This is a genomic window from Amycolatopsis sp. FU40, from assembly GCF_021903635.1.
Taxonomy (GTDB): Bacteria; Actinomycetota; Actinomycetes; order Mycobacteriales; family Pseudonocardiaceae; genus Amycolatopsis; species Amycolatopsis dendrobii.
The window spans coordinates 7035916-7052622 of the sequence record NZ_CP091381.1 but is presented as its reverse complement, the minus strand read 5'-3'; the positions used below and the strand labels follow the sequence as shown (position 1 = coordinate 7052622).

The window sequence follows — 16707 nt, the reverse complement described above, 5'->3', positions numbered from 1 at the left end:
CGCCACTCACGAGTTGTTAAGCCGCGCTGCCTGCCTGATCAAGTGATCGCGCTCGGCCGCATTGGGTGCTTTCTCCGCCGCTTCGCGGTACAGCCGCGCGGCGGTCGCCAGATCCCCGTCGCGTTCGTGCAGATAAGCCGCCACCGCGCGATACCGCGGCAGCTTCTCGTCCAGTTCCGCCAGCGCCTTCAGCCCGGCCCGAGGCCCGTCCGCCTCGCCGACCGCGACCGCCCGGTTGAGCCGGACGATCGGGCTGTCGGTCAGCGCGAGGAGTTCGTCGTACCACTCGACGATCTGCACCCAGTCGGTTTCCTCCGCCGCGAGAGCGTCGGCGTGCAGCGCGGCGATCGCGGCTTGGGCCTGGTACTCGCCGAGCTGGTCGCGGGCCAGTGCCGCCTGGAGGATGTCGACGCCCTCGGCGATCAGCCGGGTGTCCCAAACACCGCGGTCCTGTTCGGCGAGCGGCACGAGGCTGCCGTCCGGCTTCGTTCGCGCGGCCCGGCGGGCGTGGTGCAGCAGCATCAACGCGAGCAGACCGGCCACTTCCGGATGGTCGAATCCCGCCGCGAGCTGCCGGGTCAGCCGGATGGCCTCGGCGGCGAGGTCGAGTTCGCCGGAGTAGCCCTCGTTGAACACCAGATACAGCACGCGCAGCACGGTCGCGACGTCGCCGGGCGCGTCGAAGCGCACGGTGGACACCGTCTTCTTCGCGCGGCTGATCCGTTGCGCCATCGTCGCTTCCGGCACCAGATACGCCTGCGCGATCTGCTTCGTGGTCAGCCCGCCGACCGCGCGCAGGGTGAGCGCGACGGCTGACGACGGCGTCAAAGACGGGTGCGCGCACAGGAAGTAGAGCTGGAGCGAATCGTCCACTGCGGACGCCGGACCGGGTCGCGGCTCGGCGTCCATCGCCACTTCCCGGCCCCGGCGCGAGGATTCCGACCGCGTGGCGTCGAGGAACCGGCGCCACGCGGCCGCGATGAGCCACGCCTTCGGGTCGCGCGGCGGGTCGTCCCGCCACGCGTCCAATGCGCGGATCAGCGCTTCCTGCACGGCATCCTCGGCCGACGCGAAGTCCGCTCCGCGCCGGACGAGGATGCCGATCACCGCGGGCACGAGCTCCCGCAGCAACTCCTCGTTCACTCGGTCACCGAGGGAGTCACGCCGTAGCAGGGGCGCAGTTCGAGCCATTCGTGGATCGGCTTGCCGCCCGCGCCGGGAGCAGCGGAGAGCTCTCCGGCCAGTTCGAGCGCGCGCTCGTAGCTGTCGACGTCGATGATCATCCAGCCCGCGATGACGTCCTTGGTCTCGGCGAACGGGCCGTCGGTGACCGGCGGGCGGCCCTCGCCGTCGAAGCGGACCCAGGTGCCTTCCGAGGACAGGGCCTGCTCGCTGACGAACTCGCCGGTCTCCACGAGCCGGTCCGCGAAGTCGCGCATGTACTGGATGTGGGCGGTGACCTCCTCGGGCGTCCACTGGTCCATCGGGACGTCGTTCACCGAAGCCGGCGCGCCGCGGTAGTGCTTGAGCAGCAGGTACTTGGCCATCGTGGTTCTCCTTCGTGCTGGTGGCGGCTCCTTGCCGGCCACGTTCGCGCCAGGGACGGAGCCGTCCGCCCGTTCTCGACATCGCCCGGCGAGAGATTAGCGTCACACGATATTTGGTTGATGAATGCAAGCTTTTCGGGAACAGTTGTGGCGAGCAAGTAGTTGAGAGATACAAGCAACTAGTACGGCACTGAGGGAGACCACCATGAGCGACACCGCCACTGCGGAAGGGGGCGCCACCACGAACGGACGGCTTTCACACCGGCAGATCCTCACGGTTCTGTCCGGACTGATGCTCGGCATGTTCCTGGCGGCCCTCGACCAGACCATCGTGTCCTCGGCGATGAAGACCATCGCCGACGAACTGCACGGACAGAGCCTCCAGGCCTGGGCCACCACCGCCTACCTGATCACCGCGACGCTTTCCACGCCGCTGTACGGCAAGCTGTCCGACCTCTTCGGCCGCAAGCCGATGTACCTGACCGCGATCTCGCTGTTCCTCGCCGGTTCGCTGGCGAGCGCGATGGCCGGATCGATGTACGAACTGGCCGCGTTCCGCGCGTTCCAGGGCCTCGGCGCCGGCGGACTGATGTCGCTCGCGCTGGCGATCATCACCGACATCACCTCGCCGCGGGAACGCAGCCGCTACCAGGGCTACTTCATGGCCGTGTTCGGCGTCTCGAGCGTCGCGGGCCCGGTCGTCGGCGGGTTCTTCGCCGGACTCGACTCGTTCGCCGGCCTCACCGGCTGGCGCTGGGTGTTCATGGTGAACGTCCCGATCGCGCTCGCCGCGCTGGTCGTCGTGAGCAAGGTGCTGAACCTCCCGCACACCCGCGTCGACCAGAAGGTCGACTTCCTCGGAGCGGGCGCGCTGACGGTCGGCCTCGTGCCGCTGCTGCTCGTCGCCGAGCAGGGCCGCGAATGGGGATGGGGTTCGCCCGCGTCGCTGGCGATGTACCTGGTCGGCGCGCTCGGCGTGGCCCTGTTCGTCTGGCAGGAACGCCGGATGGGCGACGCCGCGCTGCTGCCGCTGCGGCTGTTCCGCAGCGGGGTGTTCCGGGTGTCGACGCTGGTCACCGTGATCCAGGGCATCGGGATGTTCGGCGCGATGATGTCGCTGCCGCTGTACCTGCAGATCGTCAAGGGCGCGACGCCGACCCAGGCCGGGTTGCAGATGCTGCCGCTCACCCTCGGGATCATGGTCGCGAGCCTCGGCAGCGGCCGGATCATCACCAGGACCGGCCGGTACAAGGGCTTCGCGGTCGCCGGACTCGGCCTGATGGCCGCGGCGGTGTACGCGTTCTCGATGATCGGGGTGGACACCGCGCTCGGCGTGGTCATGGCCATCGCGTTCGTCCTCGGTCTCGGCCTCGGCTCGACCATGCAGACGCTGACCCTTGCCGCCACGAACGACGTCACGCCCCGCGACATCGGCGTCGCGACCTCGTCGGTCACGTTCTTCCGGCAGATCGGCGGCACGGCGGGCACCGCGGTGTTCCTGTCGATCCTGTTCAGCACGGTCGGCGACCGGATCGCGGCGGCGGTCCGCTCGGCGATGGCCTCCCCGGCCTACACCGCGGCGCTCGCGCAGCACCCGGAGTTCGCCCGGCAGATGGCGAGCGGCGGGCTCGACGTGAACGACACCTCGTTCCTGTCGACGCTCGACCCGGTGCTCGCCCGGCCGATCCTCGAAGGGTTCTCCAGCTCGATGAGCACGGTGTTCCTGATCGGCGGCGCGGTGCTGACCGTCGGGTTCGCGCTGGTCTGGCTGCTGCGGGAGAAGCCGCTCTCGGACAAGTCGGCCATGGAGCAGCGCGCCGAGCAGGAAGCGGGCGAACTGGCCCTCGCGGGCTGAGCGGGCAGTAAAAAGGGGCCGTCCACCAGGCAGGTGGACGGCCCCTTTTCGCGTGCGTCAGTGGTGCTCTTCGCCGTTGATCTCTTCCTTGGCGAGGCGGTCCTTCTCGCGCTCGTACGAACGGGCGATCTCCGACTCGGCGTCGGCGCGGCTCACCCAGGACGAGCCCTCGACGCTCTTGCCCGGCTCGAGGTCCTTGTAGACCTCGAAGAAGTGCTGGATCTCGAGCTTGTGGAACTCGTTCAGGTGGTGGATGTCGCGCAGGTGCTCAAGGCGCGGGTCGTTCGTCGGGACGGCGAGGACCTTGTCGTCCGGGCCCTTCTCGTCGGTCATCCGGAACATGCCGATCGCGCGGCAGCGGATCAGGCAGCCGGGGAACGTCGGCTCCTGGACGAGCACGAGCACGTCGAGCGGGTCGCCGTCCTGGCCGAGCGTGTCGTCGATGAAGCCGTAGTCGGCCGGGTACTGGGTCGCGGTGAACAGGGTCCGGTCGAGCTTGATCCGACCGGTCTTGTGGTCGACCTCGTACTTGTTGCGCTCCCCCTTGGGGATTTCGATCGTGACGTCGAATTCCACGGCCGTCCTCGCTGCTTCTTGAATCTCGGTGTCCCACGCGCTCGTGGGCGGCAACCTAATGACCTCGTTGACGTCACTAGTGTGGACTACGCCCCGTCGGCCGGTCGCGCCGATGTCGGCCAGACGGCATGTGACCTTGGCCCCTCCGGGGGCGGGTGAGAAGGAGTGGTGGGTGCCGGAAAACGACCAGCCGAGGTGGCCCACGGGCGACGAGGACACCTCGTCCCAGGCGGACCGGGCGACCTCCCGCCTCCCCCTGCCCAAGCGCGACGCGGGCGCCACCGCGCAGCTTTCCGTGCCGAATGTCACACCGGGAGACGGGCCGGGATCGTGGTTCCGGCCCAAGGTCGAACCGGAGGAGGTCCCCGGGCTCAACGCGCCCTCGGACGCCCCCGCGACGCCGCCGGAACCGCCTAGGTCGAACCTCGCGGACCGGATGAGCGGCACCTCGGTGCCCGCTCGGACCGAGCAGCCGAAACCGCAGGCGCCGTGGGTGCCGGTGGAGGGCCCGACCCGGTTCACGGCCGGGGTGCCGCGGCCGGGCGACAACGCGGGCCGTCCCGACGCTGAGGCGACGGTCGCCGAGGGATCCGCGGAGAAGACTTTTCAGGTTTCGCAGCAGCAGCCGAGGCCGTCCGGGGAAGGGACCGCGGAGCAGACGGTCCGGGCGCAGCCGAACGTTTCGCCTGGTCAGGGTGAGCAGCAGCAGTCCTCGCCCGCGTGGCAGGCCGCGCGGAAGCCGGGGAACTCGCTGTTCGAGCCCGCTGGAGCCGGAGCTTCGGACGAGCGGCAGGGGTGGAATCCGTTCCAGTCCGGCCAGCCCGCCGAGGCCGCCGAGCCCGCGGGGAAGCCAGGGCAGTTCGCCGCGTTCCGGGACGAAACGCCGGGAACGGGCGAAAACAACCAGGGCTGGGCGGCGTTCCGGCCGGTCGTCGCGCGGGACGAGCAGGGGCAGGAGCCGGCCAAGGAGGGCTGGACCGCCTTCCGCAACGACTCCGGCGACGCGGCCGGCCCTGCTCAGCAGCGTCGTGGCGGCGACGGGACGCAGGGGGCCCGCGCCGCTGGTCAGGCTCAGTCCGGCCGCGGGGAGGAGCAGAACCATCCCGGCTTCCGGGGCGAATCGGGTCCGGTCCCCGGGTCGGCCGCCGCGCGGCTCAACCCCGCTCAGCCCGGTCGTCCGGGCAATGAAGCTCAGGAACACCGGGGTCAGCCCGAAGGGCGCGGGGACGAACAGGCCAACCGGAACGAATCCGGTTCGGAACCGTGGTCGCAGCAGATCGAGATCCCGGTCCGCCCCGCCCTGCCCGAACCAGCGCCCGGCACTGTCCCGCCGGCGGGCGGCGGCCAGGTGCGGCCGATGCGGATCGATCCGTCCGGAGGCCAGTTCCCGGCCGAGGCGACTGTCGGGATCCCGCGTCCGGCCGAAGGCTTCCGGGTGGCACCCGAGGTGCCGGAGGGGCCGTCCGAGGCGACCGTCGGCATTCCCCGGCCCGCGGACGGATTCGCCGAGCGCCCAGGTCCGGAGCAGATTCCGCCGCGCGCCGATGCGGAGCAGACGCCGCCGGAGCCGCCCGCCGGTGCCGGGCCGGCGCCGGCCGCGGGTGACGCGCCGAAGAAGTCTCGCCGGAAGGCGCTGATCCTGGCGCTCGTCGTGCTGCTTCTGCTGGCCGCCGCGGGCGGCGCGTCGGCCGTGCCCGCCGTGTCCAACCGGCTCGGGTTGCCGTGGGCGCCGAACGCGCCGAAGGGCAGCGCGCCCGACCCCTCCGACGCCAGCCTCGCGCTGCACGGCCCGGACACGTCCGGTCAGGGACCGTCCGCGAACGGTGTCGCCGCGAAGCTCTCCGGGCCGGCAGGGGCGGCCGCGCTTTCGCAGCTCAGCGGCAGCGTGATCGACCCGGCGAACGGCACCGTGCTGTGGGACCACGCGTCGAGCACCCCGCTGACCCCGGCGTCGACCACGAAGATCCTCACCGTCGCCGCGGCGCTGCTCGCGATGGAGCCGACGAAGCGGATCTCCACCAAGATCGTCCAGGGCGCGCAGCCGGGCACGGTCGTCATCGTCGGCGGCGGCGACCCGTCGCTGACCGCGCTGCCGGTCGGCACCGATTCGCCGCTCTACCCGGGCGCGGCGCACGTCGACGACCTCGTCAACCAGGTCAAGAAGGCAGGCGGCGACGTCAAGAAGGTCCAGCTCGACGCGAGCGCCTTCAGCGGTCCGAACACCGCGCCGGGCTGGGAGCCGGGCGACGCGCCGTCGCTGTACGGCGCCCCGATCGTCCCGGCCATGACCGACGGCGGCCGCGGCAACCCGAAGGTCGACGAGACCATGCGCTCGGGCAACCCGGGGACCGCGCTCACCCAGCTCGTCGCGGACAAGCTCGGCGCGAGCCCGGCCGGCGCCGCCAAGGCTCCGGACGGCGCGAAGGTGCTCGGCGAAGTCCAGTCGGCTCCGCTGCCGGATCTCGCGTACGCGCTGCTGCAGATCTCCGACAACGTGCTCGCCGACTCGCTCGGCCGCCAGGTCGCCATGGCCACCGGCGGGGAAGCGTCGTTCGCCGGTGCCTCCGCCGCGGTGAAGAAGGTGTTGGCAGACCACGGTTTCGACGTCAACGGCCTCCAGCTGTTCGACACGAGTGGACTGTCCAATCAGAACAAGGTGCCCGCCAGGCTGCTGGCACAGGTGCTCGCCGCGGCGGCCGGTCCGGACGGCAAGGACCCGAATACGCCGAAGCTGCGTCCGCTGCTGGCGGGCCTTCCGGTCGCGGGCAGCCCGGAAGGCACCCTGCACGGCCGCTACCACTCGGGCGAAACCCAAGGGGGCAAGGGCTGGGTGCGCGCCAAGACCGGCACGCTCACCGGCGTCAACACCCTCGCGGGGTATGTCCTCGACAGCGACAACCGCGTGCTCGCCTTCGCGTTCATGTCCAACGGTTCGGAGAAGAACTCCGGGCAGGCGGCGCTCGACGTGCTGGCGACGGCCTTGCGGGGTTGCGGCTGCAAGTAGCGCGCACTGCGCCGACTCGCTGAACCGGCTCGGCTGAGCTGCCCACAATCTCCGGCCGGAAGGTAGCGTCGGAGGGGTGAGCCAGGAAACCGAGACCCGACGGCGGCCCATGGTCGACTGGGACCGGGCAGCCGCCACCGGCGCGCTGCTGGTGCGCGGCGGCCCGCAGGTCGCGCGCGGCGAAGCGGACCGCGCGGTCGTCGACCTGCGCGAGCTGACCGCCGAGGCGGAAGGGCATGTCCGCGAGCTGACTGGCCTCGGCCAGGACCTGCCGCTGCTGCCGGGCACCGTGGTCGACCGGCCTGGCTGGGTCCGGTCCGCGGCATCGGGTCTCGGCGTGCTCACCGGACGCGCGCTGCCCGCGGCCCAAGGCGGTCCGCTCGGCCCGATCCTGGCGTCCGGCGCCGGCGTGCAGACCGGATTGCTGCTCGCGTTCCTGGCGTCGCGCGTGCTTGGTCAGTACGACCCGTTCGGCGGCCCCGAGAACAAGGGCGAACTGCTGCTCGTCGCGCCGAATGTGGTGGCCGCCGAGCGCGCGATGAAGGTCCCCTCGCACGATTTCCGGCTGTGGGTCTGCCTGCACGAGTGCACGCACCGGCTGCAGTTCACCGCGGTGCCGTGGCTGCGCGACTACTTCGCCGACGAGGTCGAACGGCTCGTGTCCGGGCTCGCGGAGAGCTCCACCGACGGTCTGGCCGAACTGGTCGGCAGGCTGCCCGACGCGCTGCGCAATCGCGGCAAGGGCGGCGGTATCGCGGAGTTGCTGCAATCGCCGAAGGAGCGTTCGGTTTTCGACCGGCTGCTGGCGTTGTCCACGCTGCTGGAGGGCCACGCGGACTACGTGATGGACGCGGTCGGCCCGCAGGTCGTGCCGAGCGTCGAACAGATCCGGGCGCGATTCACCGCGCGACGCCAGGGCGGCGGGCTGTTCGACCGGCTGCTGCGCGCGGTGCTCGGCCTCGACGCGAAGATCCGCCAGTACGAGGAAGGCGCGAAGTTCACGCGGCACGTGGTCGACGCGGTCGGGATGGACGGGTTCAACAAGGTTTGGCGCTCGCCGAACACGTTGCCGACCCGCGCCGAGATCGCCGACCCCGCGGCCTGGGTGCGGCGCCTGCACGGGTGAGCGCGCTCGCCGCGGTCCGGACAGCGGTCCGCGATTTCCTTGCGACAGTCGCTGTCCCCGGCGAAGTGTGCGTCGCGGTGTCGGGCGGCGCGGACTCCCTAGCGCTCGCTGAAGCGACGGCGTACGTCCTTCGGCACCGAGACGTTCGTACGCGGGCGCTCGTCGTCGACCATGGCCTGCAGGCCGATTCAGCCGTCGTTGCGGCCGAAGCGGCAACAGTCGTGAAGAGCCTTGGCATCGACGTCGTCGAAGTGCATGCCGTACACGTCGTGGGCAAAGGCGGTCCCGAAGCAGCCGCGCGCGCCGCGAGGTACCACGCGCTGCGCGAAGCGTTGCCAAACGGCGAAGGGCTCGTACTGCTCGGCCACACCCAAGACGACCAAGCTGAGACGGTGCTGCTCGGTCTAGGTCGCGGTTCTGGACCGCGGTCGCTGGCGGGCATGCGTCCGCACGATCCGCCGTGGGGCCGTCCGCTGCTGGGCATCACTCGCGCGCAAACGGTGGCGGCGTGCACAGAACTCGGCCTAGCGCCGTGGCAAGACCCGCACAACGCCGATCCCCGCTTCACCCGCGTACGGCTGCGTACGGAAGCACTGCCGCTCCTGGAGGACGTGCTGTCGGGTGGAGTCGCTCCAGCTTTAGCCCGTACGGCCGCACAACTGCGCGAGGACACCGAGGCGTTGGACACACTCGCCGCGCGCGTCCACGAGCGCGCGGAGCGCGAAGACGACCTCGACGTAGCCGTGCTCGCAGCCGAGCCCGCTGCGCTGCGCAGACGGGTTCTCCGCAGGTGGCTGCTGGACTCCGGGGTTCGCGAGCTGACCGACGCGCACCTGCGTTCGGTCGACGCGCTCGTGGCCCGCTGGCGGGGTCAGGGCGGAGTGTGGCTGCCGGGCAACTTGGAGGCTCGACGGCGGCGTGGCAGGCTCTCGCTTGCCGGACCCGAACCCACCACCCGAGGGGAATGACCCGTGTACGAGGGCGAGATCGCCTCCGTGCTCATCACCGAGCAGCAGATCAAGGACAAGATCGCGGAGCTGGCGGCGAAAATCGCCGCCGACCACCCGGAAAACGGCCAGGGCGACCTCCTCCTGGTCGGCGTCCTCAAGGGCGCCGTCATGTTCATGACCGACTTCGCGCGGGCGCTTCCGGTGCCGACGCAGCTGGAGTTCATGGCCGTGTCGTCCTACGGGTCTTCGACCTCGTCGTCGGGGGTGGTGCGGATCTTGAAGGACCTCGACCGCGACATCGCCGGGCGCGACGTGCTCATCGTCGAGGACATCGTCGACTCCGGGCTCACCCTGTCCTGGCTGCTGAAGAACCTGGCGAGCCGGAACCCGGCCTCGCTCGAGGTCGTCTCGCTGCTGCGCAAGCCGGAAGCCGTGAAGGTCGAGGTGCCGGTGAAGTACATCGGCTTCGACATCCCCAACGAGTTCGTCGTCGGCTACGGCCTCGACTACGCCGAGCGCTACCGCGACCTGCCCTACATCGGGACGCTCGATCCGCACGTCTACACGTCCGGATAGTCCGGTTCAGCCCGGTTCGCGATAATCCTTTCGGGTGCGGAACCCGGAAGCCCGAAATCGCGTCATAGGGCTCGACCAGGTGCGTTAACCTATGCGAAGACCTATTGCCATGCGGACGAGTGACACCAGCCGACGGGCTGGTCCTCGCGCGGGGGAACGGAGAGAGGGCAGATGGGCAACAACAGCTCGGCGGATGCCGCGGCGTTCAAGAACGCCGCTGTCAACGGCCAGGTCGGGATCGACCCGGATGCCGCGCAGACCGTGCTGAAGAAGATCCGGACCGGACGGGACGCGATCGAAGCTCTCCTGAACAGCGCGGGCACGCTCGCGCAGCCGCCGAAGCTCGGCGCGAACCCGGTCGGCAAGGCGATGGCGACCAAGTTCGTGCAGCGCGCCGACGGCGGCGGCGACTCCTACTCGTCCGCGCTGCAGAACCTGCTCAGCCAGTACCAGGCCGCGGAGGAAGGCATCGTCGCGGCGATGGCCCGCTACCACGAGATCGACCAGTCCGCCGCCGACCCGTTCCGCAACAAGGCCTGACGTCCTAGGGGGATCACGCAGTCATGGCACCGAACACCAACACCTCGGCCCCGGGCGGCTCCGTCCCGGACGGATCGGGCTACAACACCTCCGGCTACGGCACCTCGTCCTCGGTCCCCGCGCCCGGCTCCGCCGTCGCGATGGGCTCGAACTCGGCGGCCAACGACATCGTCGCGTCGGCGCGCAGCAGCTCCGGCGGCTTCGAGATCGGCGGCGACCGCGCGATCGGCAACCCGCCGAACTGGCAGTCGCAGGAGAGCCACCAGCTCTACGTCGGCGCGACCACGGACAACGACCCGGGCACCGCCGAGGCGACCGGGCAGCACTGGGCCAAGCACGGCACCGAGCTGAAGCAGGCGTCCGACGACCTGTACAACGCGATCACCGAACTGGGCAACGTGTGGGTCGGCCACGGTGCCGCGGGTGCGCAGGGCGCGCTCGTGGCGATCGCCAACTCCGGCACGCAGGCCTCTGACGCCGCGCACACGATGGCCGACCGGATGGCCCGCCAGGCCGCCGCGGCCGCCGAGGTCAAGAAGATGCCCGCCCCGCGCGACTACGACCCGAAGCAGGCCATGACGGCCGCGCTCGCGGGCGGCCCGGCCGCGCTGGCCGCGGACCAGAAGGCGCAGGCGGACGCCGCGAACGACGTCAAGGCGCAGCAGGTCGCGTTCTTCAACGCCTACACCCAGGCGATGAGCGAGGTCGACGGCTCCACCCCGAGCTTCGGCCCGGAATCGCTCGGCATGAAGCCGACCGCGACGCACTTCAACGGCAACTCGTTCAACAACGTCAACAACATCGGCCACACCGACGGCCCGGGCGCGCTCGGTTCGCCTGCCAGCTTCGGCACGGTGGGCGCGCACGGCGCGGCCGGCGGTGCGGGGGTCGCCGGGCACGGCGCTCCGGCGCACGTCTCGGCCGACTCGGGCAAGTACGGCACGTCCGGTCTCGAGGGCGGCGCGCTCGCCGGCGGTACCGGAGTGGGCGTCGGCGCCTCTTCCGGCGTCGGTGCGGCCCCGGTCGCGGCCACGCCCGCGAGCACGGGCGGCAGCGGCCTCGGTTCCGCGCTCGGCCTTGGCGCCATCGGCGCGGGCGCCGGGTTCGCCGGCGGCAAGCTCGGCGAGGGCAACCGCAGCGGTTCGCGCAAGGAGGAGGAAGGCAAGACCTCCGCGGCGTCCGAGCACCAGAGCGGGCAGAGCGCCGCGTCGGCGGCTCCGCAGCAGCAGGGCGTCGTCCCGGCGAGCGGCACCATCGGCCAGTCGCAGGGCGGCATGAGCCCGATGGGCGGCATGGGCGGAGCGGGCGCGCACGGCGCGGGCGAAGAGGACGAGGAGCACACGCACGCTTCGTTCCTCATCGAACCGGACCCGGACGACGCGTTCGGAGCCAACCAGGCCACCCCGCCGCCGGTCATCGGCGCGTGGTCGGACGACGACAACTGACGCAGTGCTCGCGGGCGCGTGACCGGACCGGTCACGCGCCCGCGAGCGTTCGCAAACACGTGGGGTAGGGGGTTGGTCGATGCCGAACGCGGAGTTGCTCGCGCCGATCGAGGTGGACTTCCTGTGGGAGTCGGCCGGTTTGGGCGAGCTGCCGTATCCGCTGCGGATCCGTTCGCACGGCGCGACGATGGACGAGCGCTCGGCGCTGCGCACGCGCACACTCGGCGCACTGGCTGACCGGGGGCTCGCGGACGACCGCGGCAGGCCCGCTCCGCACGTCGAGGACTACTTCGGCATCCTCGCGTCGCCAGACGTCAGCCTCGACACCGTCCAGCTGCTCGACCCGAACGGCGAACCGCTGCTCGCGGTCGCGGGCAGCGCGAACGGCGACGGCCTGTTCGCCGTCCAGGACCAGCGCGGGCTGCACCTGCACCCGTGCGCGCCGGACGGACTGGCCACCGCGATCATCTCGCTCCTGCCGGGCGCTCCGCGCGGCACCGAGAAGTCGATCACCGTGCCGCTGGAGCAGCTGGTCGGCGCTTCCGGAGTCGACTTCATGCAGCGGCGCGGCAACCAGGTCGACGCCTCCGGCCGCGCGAGCGTGGACGAGGACCGCAAGGCACTCGCCCGGCTGCACGCCCAGCAGCGCCTGCGCGGCGGCCAGATCGGCGCGAACGCCCGCAACCGCCTCGGCGGCCGCAGCCGGTCGACGGTGCTGAGCTGGTTCGACACCGAAACCGGCCGGTACTTCACGCAGGCGAGCCAGGGTCACGATGGCCGCGACTGGATCACCATCGCGCCCGCCGACCCGGCGACGCTGCGGCACCGGCTCGGCGAAATGCTCGCCGGGGTGGCCGACCAGGCCAGCGCGGGCGCGTTCTGACCCGCGTTGCCCGATCGACTCCCGCTCGGCTGAAAGCGCCCCAATGTGGCATTGGGTGCATCTGACGCACCGAACGCCACATTGGGTGCGTGGGATGCACCCAAAGTGGCATTGGGGCGCTTGAAGACTGCCGATCCGGCGCTACGCTGGGCCGGAAATCGTTGACCGGAGGGTGAGCAGCACCGGATGCACCAAGAGTTCTTCTCGCCGCTGGCATTCGACTTCCTGTGGGAGTCGATGGAGCTGGGCGAGCTGCCCTACCCGCTGCGCGTGCGCTCGCACGGCGCGACCGAGGACGAGCGCGTGTCGCTGCGCCACCGGGTCGACACTGAGCTGAAGGCCCGCGGCATCCGCGACGCGCGCGGCCGGGTCGAACCCGACGTCGAGGACTGGCTGACGCTGCTCGCGCGCGCCCCGCACTCCATCGACGCGCTGCACATCCCGCAGTTCGAGGCGCATCCGGTCGCGCTGCTCGCGGCGGGCGACGAGCGCACCGGCGTGGTCGCGATCCAGGACGCCGACGGCATCTGGCTGCGCGCGATCCCGGCGGACGGGCTGGTGTCCACGATCGTCGAACTGCTGCCCGGCGGTCCGCGCGGCAGTGAGGCGTCGGTCACGCTTCCGCTGGACGAGGCGCTGCACACCCAGCCGATCCGGGTTCCGGTCGCCGCGGGCGGCGGCCAGCCCGAGGAAAAGGGCGGCCGGCGGGCGAAGCGGCAGTCGCTCAGCGAACGCGCCACGGTCGATCCGCGCGAGACCTACGGGCTCATCGCGGGCCAGCCGCGGCTGCGCGGAGGTCAGCTCGCAGCGAACAGCCGGTCCTCGCTGGGACACCGGCAGCGGTCCCGGGTGCTCGGCTGGTTCGACACCGCCACCGGACGGTATTTGAGCTTGTCGAGGGCGGGTTCGGACGGCCGGGAATGGGTCATCGTCGCCCCGGCGGACCCGGCGACGCTGCGGAGCAGGCTGGGTGAAATGGTGGCTTCGGTGGCGGTGGACACCCGGTAGCCGGGCGACGTCTCCTCCCGGAACGGGAACCCTCGCGCGGGATTGGCCGTTGACCTGCGAGAGGCTCGCCAGGCTTCTCCGCCCGCCCGGACGGTACCCTGGTGGGACGGGTGCCCTGCGGCGCCCACGGGTTGTCAAGATCGCGATGGCGGGTATCACAGGAGCCGCCCAACCAGGGAGGGTCGAGGCCGCAAGGGCCGAGTCGTATGAACCGGAAGAGCGTGCTCAGGAACCCACTGCTGTGGATCGTCGCGGGGTTGCTGGCGTTGTTCGCCTACAACACGATCTTCGACAGCGATCGTGGCTACACCCAGGCTCCTATTTCGACGGCGATGAACCAGGTCGCCCAGAACCACATCAAGGAAGCCAGCCTCGAGGACAAGGAGCAGCAGCTCAAACTGCTGCTCACGCAGAAGATCGACGTCGAGGGCCAGCAGACTGACCAGATCATCGCGCAGTTCCCCGCGAACGCCACGCACGAGATCTACGACAAGCTGATCGCCGCGCAGAACGGCGGCCAGCCCGTCAAGTTCACCACCAAGGTCACCCAGCAGAGCCTGCTGACCCAGATCCTGATCTTCGCGATCCCGCTGGCGCTGGTGCTCGGCCTGCTGATGTGGATGATGAACAACGCGCAGGGCGGCGGGAACCGCGTCCTGAACTTCGGCAAGTCGAAGGCGAAACAGCTCAACAAGGACATGCCGAAGACGACCTTCGGCGACGTCGCGGGCGCTGACGAAGCGGTCGAAGAGCTGTACGAGATCAAGGACTTCCTGCAGAACCCGGCGCGCTACCAGGCGCTCGGCGCGAAGATCCCGAAGGGCGTTCTGCTCTACGGGCCGCCCGGCACCGGCAAGACGCTGCTCGCGCGTGCTGTCGCGGGCGAGGCGGGCGTGCCGTTCTACACGATCTCCGGTTCGGACTTCGTCGAGATGTTCGTCGGTGTCGGTGCGTCTCGTGTGCGTGACCTGTTCGAGCAGGCGAAGCAGAACGCGCCGTGCATCATCTTCGTGGACGAGATCGACGCGGTCGGCCGCCAGCGCGGCGCAGGCCTCGGCGGCGGCCACGACGAGCGCGAGCAGACGCTGAACCAGCTGCTGGTCGAGATGGACGGCTTCGACGCCCGCGGCGGCATCATCCTGATCGCGGCCACCAACCGGCCGGACATCCTCGACCCGGCGCTGCTGCGCCCCGGCCGGTTCGACCGGCAGATCCCGGTGTCCGCGCCGGACCTGCTCGGCCGCAAGGCGATCCTCGAGGTGCACGCCAAGGGCAAGCCGATCGCGCAGGGCACCGACCTGACCGGGCTGGCCAAGCGCACGGTCGGCATGTCCGGTGCGGACCTGGCCAACGTGCTGAACGAGGCCGCGCTGCTCACTGCCCGCGAGAACGGGCACGTGATCACCGACGCCGCGCTCGAGGAATCGGTCGACCGGGTGGTCGGCGGTCCCGCGCGCAAGAGCCGGATCATCTCCGAGAAGGAGAAGAAGATCACCGCCTACCACGAGGGCGGGCACGCGCTCGCCGCGTGGGCGATGCCGGACATCGAACCGGTGTACAAGCTGACGATCCTGCCGCGCGGTCGCACCGGCGGGCACGCCCTGCTGGTGCCCGAGGACGACAAGCAGCTGATGACCCGGTCGGAAATGATCGGTCGGCTGGTGTTCGCGATGGGCGGTCGCACGGCCGAGGAACTCGTGTTCCATGAGCCCACCACCGGTGCTTCTTCGGACATCGAGCAGGCGACGAAGATCGCCCGCGCGATGGTCACCGAATACGGCATGAGCGCGCGGCTGGGCGCGGTGAAGTACGGCCAGGAGCAGGGCGACCCGTTCCTCGGCCGGTCCGCGGGCCGGCAGGCCGACTACTCGCTCGAGGTGGCGCACGAGATCGACGAGGAGGTGCGCAAGCTCATCGAGACCGCGCACACCGAGGCGTGGCACGTGCTGAACACCTACCGCGACGTGCTCGACAACCTGGTCATGGAGCTGCTGGAGAAGGAAACGCTGCAGCGCAAGGACCTCGAGCGGATCTTCGCGACGGTCGAGAAGCGCCCGCACATCACCGTCTTCAACGAGTTCGGCGAGCGCACGCCGTCGGACAAGCCGCCGATCAAGACCCCTGGCGAGCTGGCGATGGAGCGGGGCGAGCCGTGGCCCCCGCCCGCTCCGGAGAAGGAAAAGCCTGCCCTGCAGCCCGCTCCGACCCCGGTCGGCACGGCTCCGGGCGCGGGCGAACTGCCCGGCGGCCCGCCGTACCAGGCCCCGGACCCGAACGCGAACCCGTACGCCCCGCCGCCGAACGGCGGTCGTCCGGGCGGGCCGAACGGCACCGGCCGCTGGGGCCAGCCGTATGGTGGTCAGCAGCAGCCGGGCGGTCCGGCAGGCGGCGGCTACCAGCCCGGTGGCCCGGGCGGTGCGCAGAGCGGACCGCCGAACTACGGGGCGCCTCCGGGCTGGACCCCGGCGACGTCCCCGGGCGGCCAGCAGCCGTGGCGCCCCGCCGAAGACCGTCCGCGTGAGCAGGGCTGGTTCGCCGACGGCGCGAACGGCCAGCAGCCGGACGAGGGGCAGCATCGGCGTGACGTCGACGGATCAGACAAGCAGTAAAGACGGCATCCGCCCGGTCTTTGATTCCGACCGGGCGGAGCGCGCCGTTCGCGAGCTGCTGCTCGCCTGCGGCGAAGACCCGGATCGGGACGGTCTCCAGGACACCCCGGCCCGGGTCGCTCGCGCTTACCAGGAAATGTTCGCCGGCCTCTACACCGATCCGGACGAGGTGCTGGCGCGGACGTTCGACGAATCGCACGAGGAGCTCGTGCTCGTCACGGACATCCCGATGTATTCGAACTGTGAACACCATTTGCTCCCGTTCCACGGAGTAGCCCACGTCGGCTACATCCCGAACGGCGACGGCAAGGTGACCGGGCTCTCGAAGCTCGCCCGGCTGGTCGATCTCTACGCTCGCCGCCCGCAGGTGCAGGAGCGGCTCACCTCGCAGATCGCCGACGCGCTCGTGCGGCGGCTGGAGCCGCGCGGCGTGATCGTGGTCGTCGAGGCCGAGCATTTGTGCATGTCGGTGCGCGGGATCCGCAAGCCGGGTTCACGGACCACGACGTCGGCGGTGCGCGGGATGCTGCGGTCGTCGGCGACGTCGCGGGCCGAGGCGATCGAGCTGATCCGGGGGCGCCGGTGATC

Annotated in this window: 14 protein-coding genes; 11 read left to right on the top strand and 3 right to left on the bottom strand. The window is 70.8% G+C overall.

Going from position 1 to position 16707, the window contains the following annotated elements; genetic code table 11:
- Window positions 1-6: 6 nt before the first annotated feature.
- A complete protein-coding gene (locus L3Q65_RS33125; RefSeq protein WP_182895804.1) occupies window positions 7-1143 on the bottom strand; it encodes an RNA polymerase sigma factor in 1137 nt (378 codons plus the stop codon).
- Window positions 1140-1547 carry a YciI family protein gene (locus L3Q65_RS33120; RefSeq protein WP_182895803.1) on the bottom strand — a complete coding sequence of 136 codons (408 nt, stop codon included), beginning with the start codon at window positions 1545-1547 and terminating at the stop codon, window positions 1140-1142. The genes L3Q65_RS33125 and L3Q65_RS33120 overlap by 4 nt, the downstream gene beginning before the upstream one ends.
- A 205-nt stretch (window positions 1548-1752) precedes the next feature.
- Between L3Q65_RS33120 and L3Q65_RS33115 the strand changes: the two genes are divergently transcribed.
- Window positions 1753-3402, top strand: coding sequence for an MDR family MFS transporter (locus L3Q65_RS33115; protein ID WP_182895802.1), 1650 nt, complete (start codon window positions 1753-1755; stop codon window positions 3400-3402).
- A 57-nt stretch (window positions 3403-3459) separates the two neighbouring features.
- Here the strand turns inward: L3Q65_RS33115 and L3Q65_RS33110 are convergent, their stop codons facing one another.
- Complete coding sequence (locus L3Q65_RS33110) at window positions 3460-3978, bottom strand: inorganic diphosphatase (protein ID WP_037369183.1); 519 nt, start codon at window positions 3976-3978, stop codon at window positions 3460-3462.
- A 172-nt stretch (window positions 3979-4150) separates the two neighbouring features.
- Here L3Q65_RS33110 and dacB point away from each other — a divergent pair, with 172 nt between their 5' ends.
- The 10 genes from dacB to folE all read left to right on the top strand — a co-directional run bounded on the left by dacB (window position 4151) and on the right by folE (window position 16705).
- Window positions 4151-6982 carry a D-alanyl-D-alanine carboxypeptidase/D-alanyl-D-alanine-endopeptidase gene (gene dacB / locus L3Q65_RS33105; RefSeq protein ID WP_237597490.1) on the top strand — a complete coding sequence of 944 codons (2832 nt, stop codon included), beginning with the start codon at window positions 4151-4153 and terminating at the stop codon, window positions 6980-6982.
- 109 nt (window positions 6983-7091) lie between these two features.
- Complete coding sequence (locus L3Q65_RS33100; RefSeq protein ID WP_182895870.1) at window positions 7092-8108, top strand: zinc-dependent metalloprotease; 1017 nt, start codon at window positions 7092-7094, stop codon at window positions 8106-8108.
- A complete protein-coding gene (gene tilS, locus L3Q65_RS33095; protein WP_182895801.1) occupies window positions 8105-9076 on the top strand; it encodes a tRNA lysidine(34) synthetase TilS in 972 nt (323 codons plus the stop codon). Before L3Q65_RS33100 ends, tilS begins: the two co-directional genes overlap by 4 nt.
- A 3-nt stretch (window positions 9077-9079) precedes the next feature.
- Window positions 9080-9634 carry a hypoxanthine phosphoribosyltransferase gene (gene hpt / locus L3Q65_RS33090; RefSeq protein WP_037369179.1) on the top strand — a complete coding sequence of 185 codons (555 nt, stop codon included), beginning with the start codon at window positions 9080-9082 and terminating at the stop codon, window positions 9632-9634.
- Window positions 9635-9805: 171 nt separating this feature from the next.
- The gene (locus L3Q65_RS33085) at window positions 9806-10174 is read left to right on the top strand and encodes a hypothetical protein (protein ID WP_182895800.1); all 369 of its coding nucleotides are present in this window, start codon (window positions 9806-9808) and stop codon (window positions 10172-10174) included.
- 140 nt (window positions 10175-10314) lie between these two features.
- Window positions 10315-11619: a hypothetical protein gene (locus L3Q65_RS33080; RefSeq protein ID WP_182895869.1), complete on the top strand. Its 1305-nt coding sequence runs from the start codon at window positions 10315-10317 to the stop codon at window positions 11617-11619.
- 79 nt (window positions 11620-11698) lie between these two features.
- On the top strand, window positions 11699-12502 hold the full coding sequence (locus L3Q65_RS33075) for an ESX secretion-associated protein EspG (RefSeq protein WP_182895799.1): 804 nt from the start codon (window positions 11699-11701) through the stop codon (window positions 12500-12502).
- Window positions 12503-12688: 186 nt separating this feature from the next.
- The gene (locus L3Q65_RS33070) at window positions 12689-13510 is read left to right on the top strand and encodes an ESX secretion-associated protein EspG (RefSeq protein ID WP_237597489.1); all 822 of its coding nucleotides are present in this window, start codon (window positions 12689-12691) and stop codon (window positions 13508-13510) included.
- 206 nt (window positions 13511-13716) lie between these two features.
- Entirely contained in the window at window positions 13717-16119 is a 2403-nt protein-coding gene (gene ftsH / locus L3Q65_RS33065) for an ATP-dependent zinc metalloprotease FtsH (RefSeq protein WP_182895797.1), read from the top strand.
- Window positions 16091-16705 carry a GTP cyclohydrolase I FolE gene (folE, locus tag L3Q65_RS33060; RefSeq protein WP_182895796.1) on the top strand — a complete coding sequence of 205 codons (615 nt, stop codon included), beginning with the start codon at window positions 16091-16093 and terminating at the stop codon, window positions 16703-16705. Before ftsH ends, folE begins: the two co-directional genes overlap by 29 nt.
- The last annotated feature ends 2 nt before the right edge of the window (window positions 16706-16707 follow it).

Coding starts and splice junctions, on each gene's coding strand:
- L3Q65_RS33080 (WP_182895869.1), top strand. CDS start 10,315: ATGGGCTCGAACTCGGCGGCCAACGACATCGTCGCGTCGGCGCGCAGC.
- L3Q65_RS33100 (WP_182895870.1), top strand. CDS start 7,092: ATGGTCGACTGGGACCGGGCAGCCGCCACCGGCGCGCTGCTGGTGCGC.
- L3Q65_RS33120 (WP_182895803.1), bottom strand. CDS start 1,547: ATGGCCAAGTACCTGCTGCTCAAGCACTACCGCGGCGCGCCGGCTTCG.
- L3Q65_RS33115 (WP_182895802.1), top strand. CDS start 1,753: ATGAGCGACACCGCCACTGCGGAAGGGGGCGCCACCACGAACGGACGG.
- L3Q65_RS33070 (WP_237597489.1), top strand. CDS start 12,689: ATGCACCAAGAGTTCTTCTCGCCGCTGGCATTCGACTTCCTGTGGGAG.
- L3Q65_RS33075 (WP_182895799.1), top strand. CDS start 11,699: ATGCCGAACGCGGAGTTGCTCGCGCCGATCGAGGTGGACTTCCTGTGG.
- ftsH (WP_182895797.1), top strand. CDS start 13,717: ATGAACCGGAAGAGCGTGCTCAGGAACCCACTGCTGTGGATCGTCGCG.
- L3Q65_RS33085 (WP_182895800.1), top strand. CDS start 9,806: ATGGGCAACAACAGCTCGGCGGATGCCGCGGCGTTCAAGAACGCCGCT.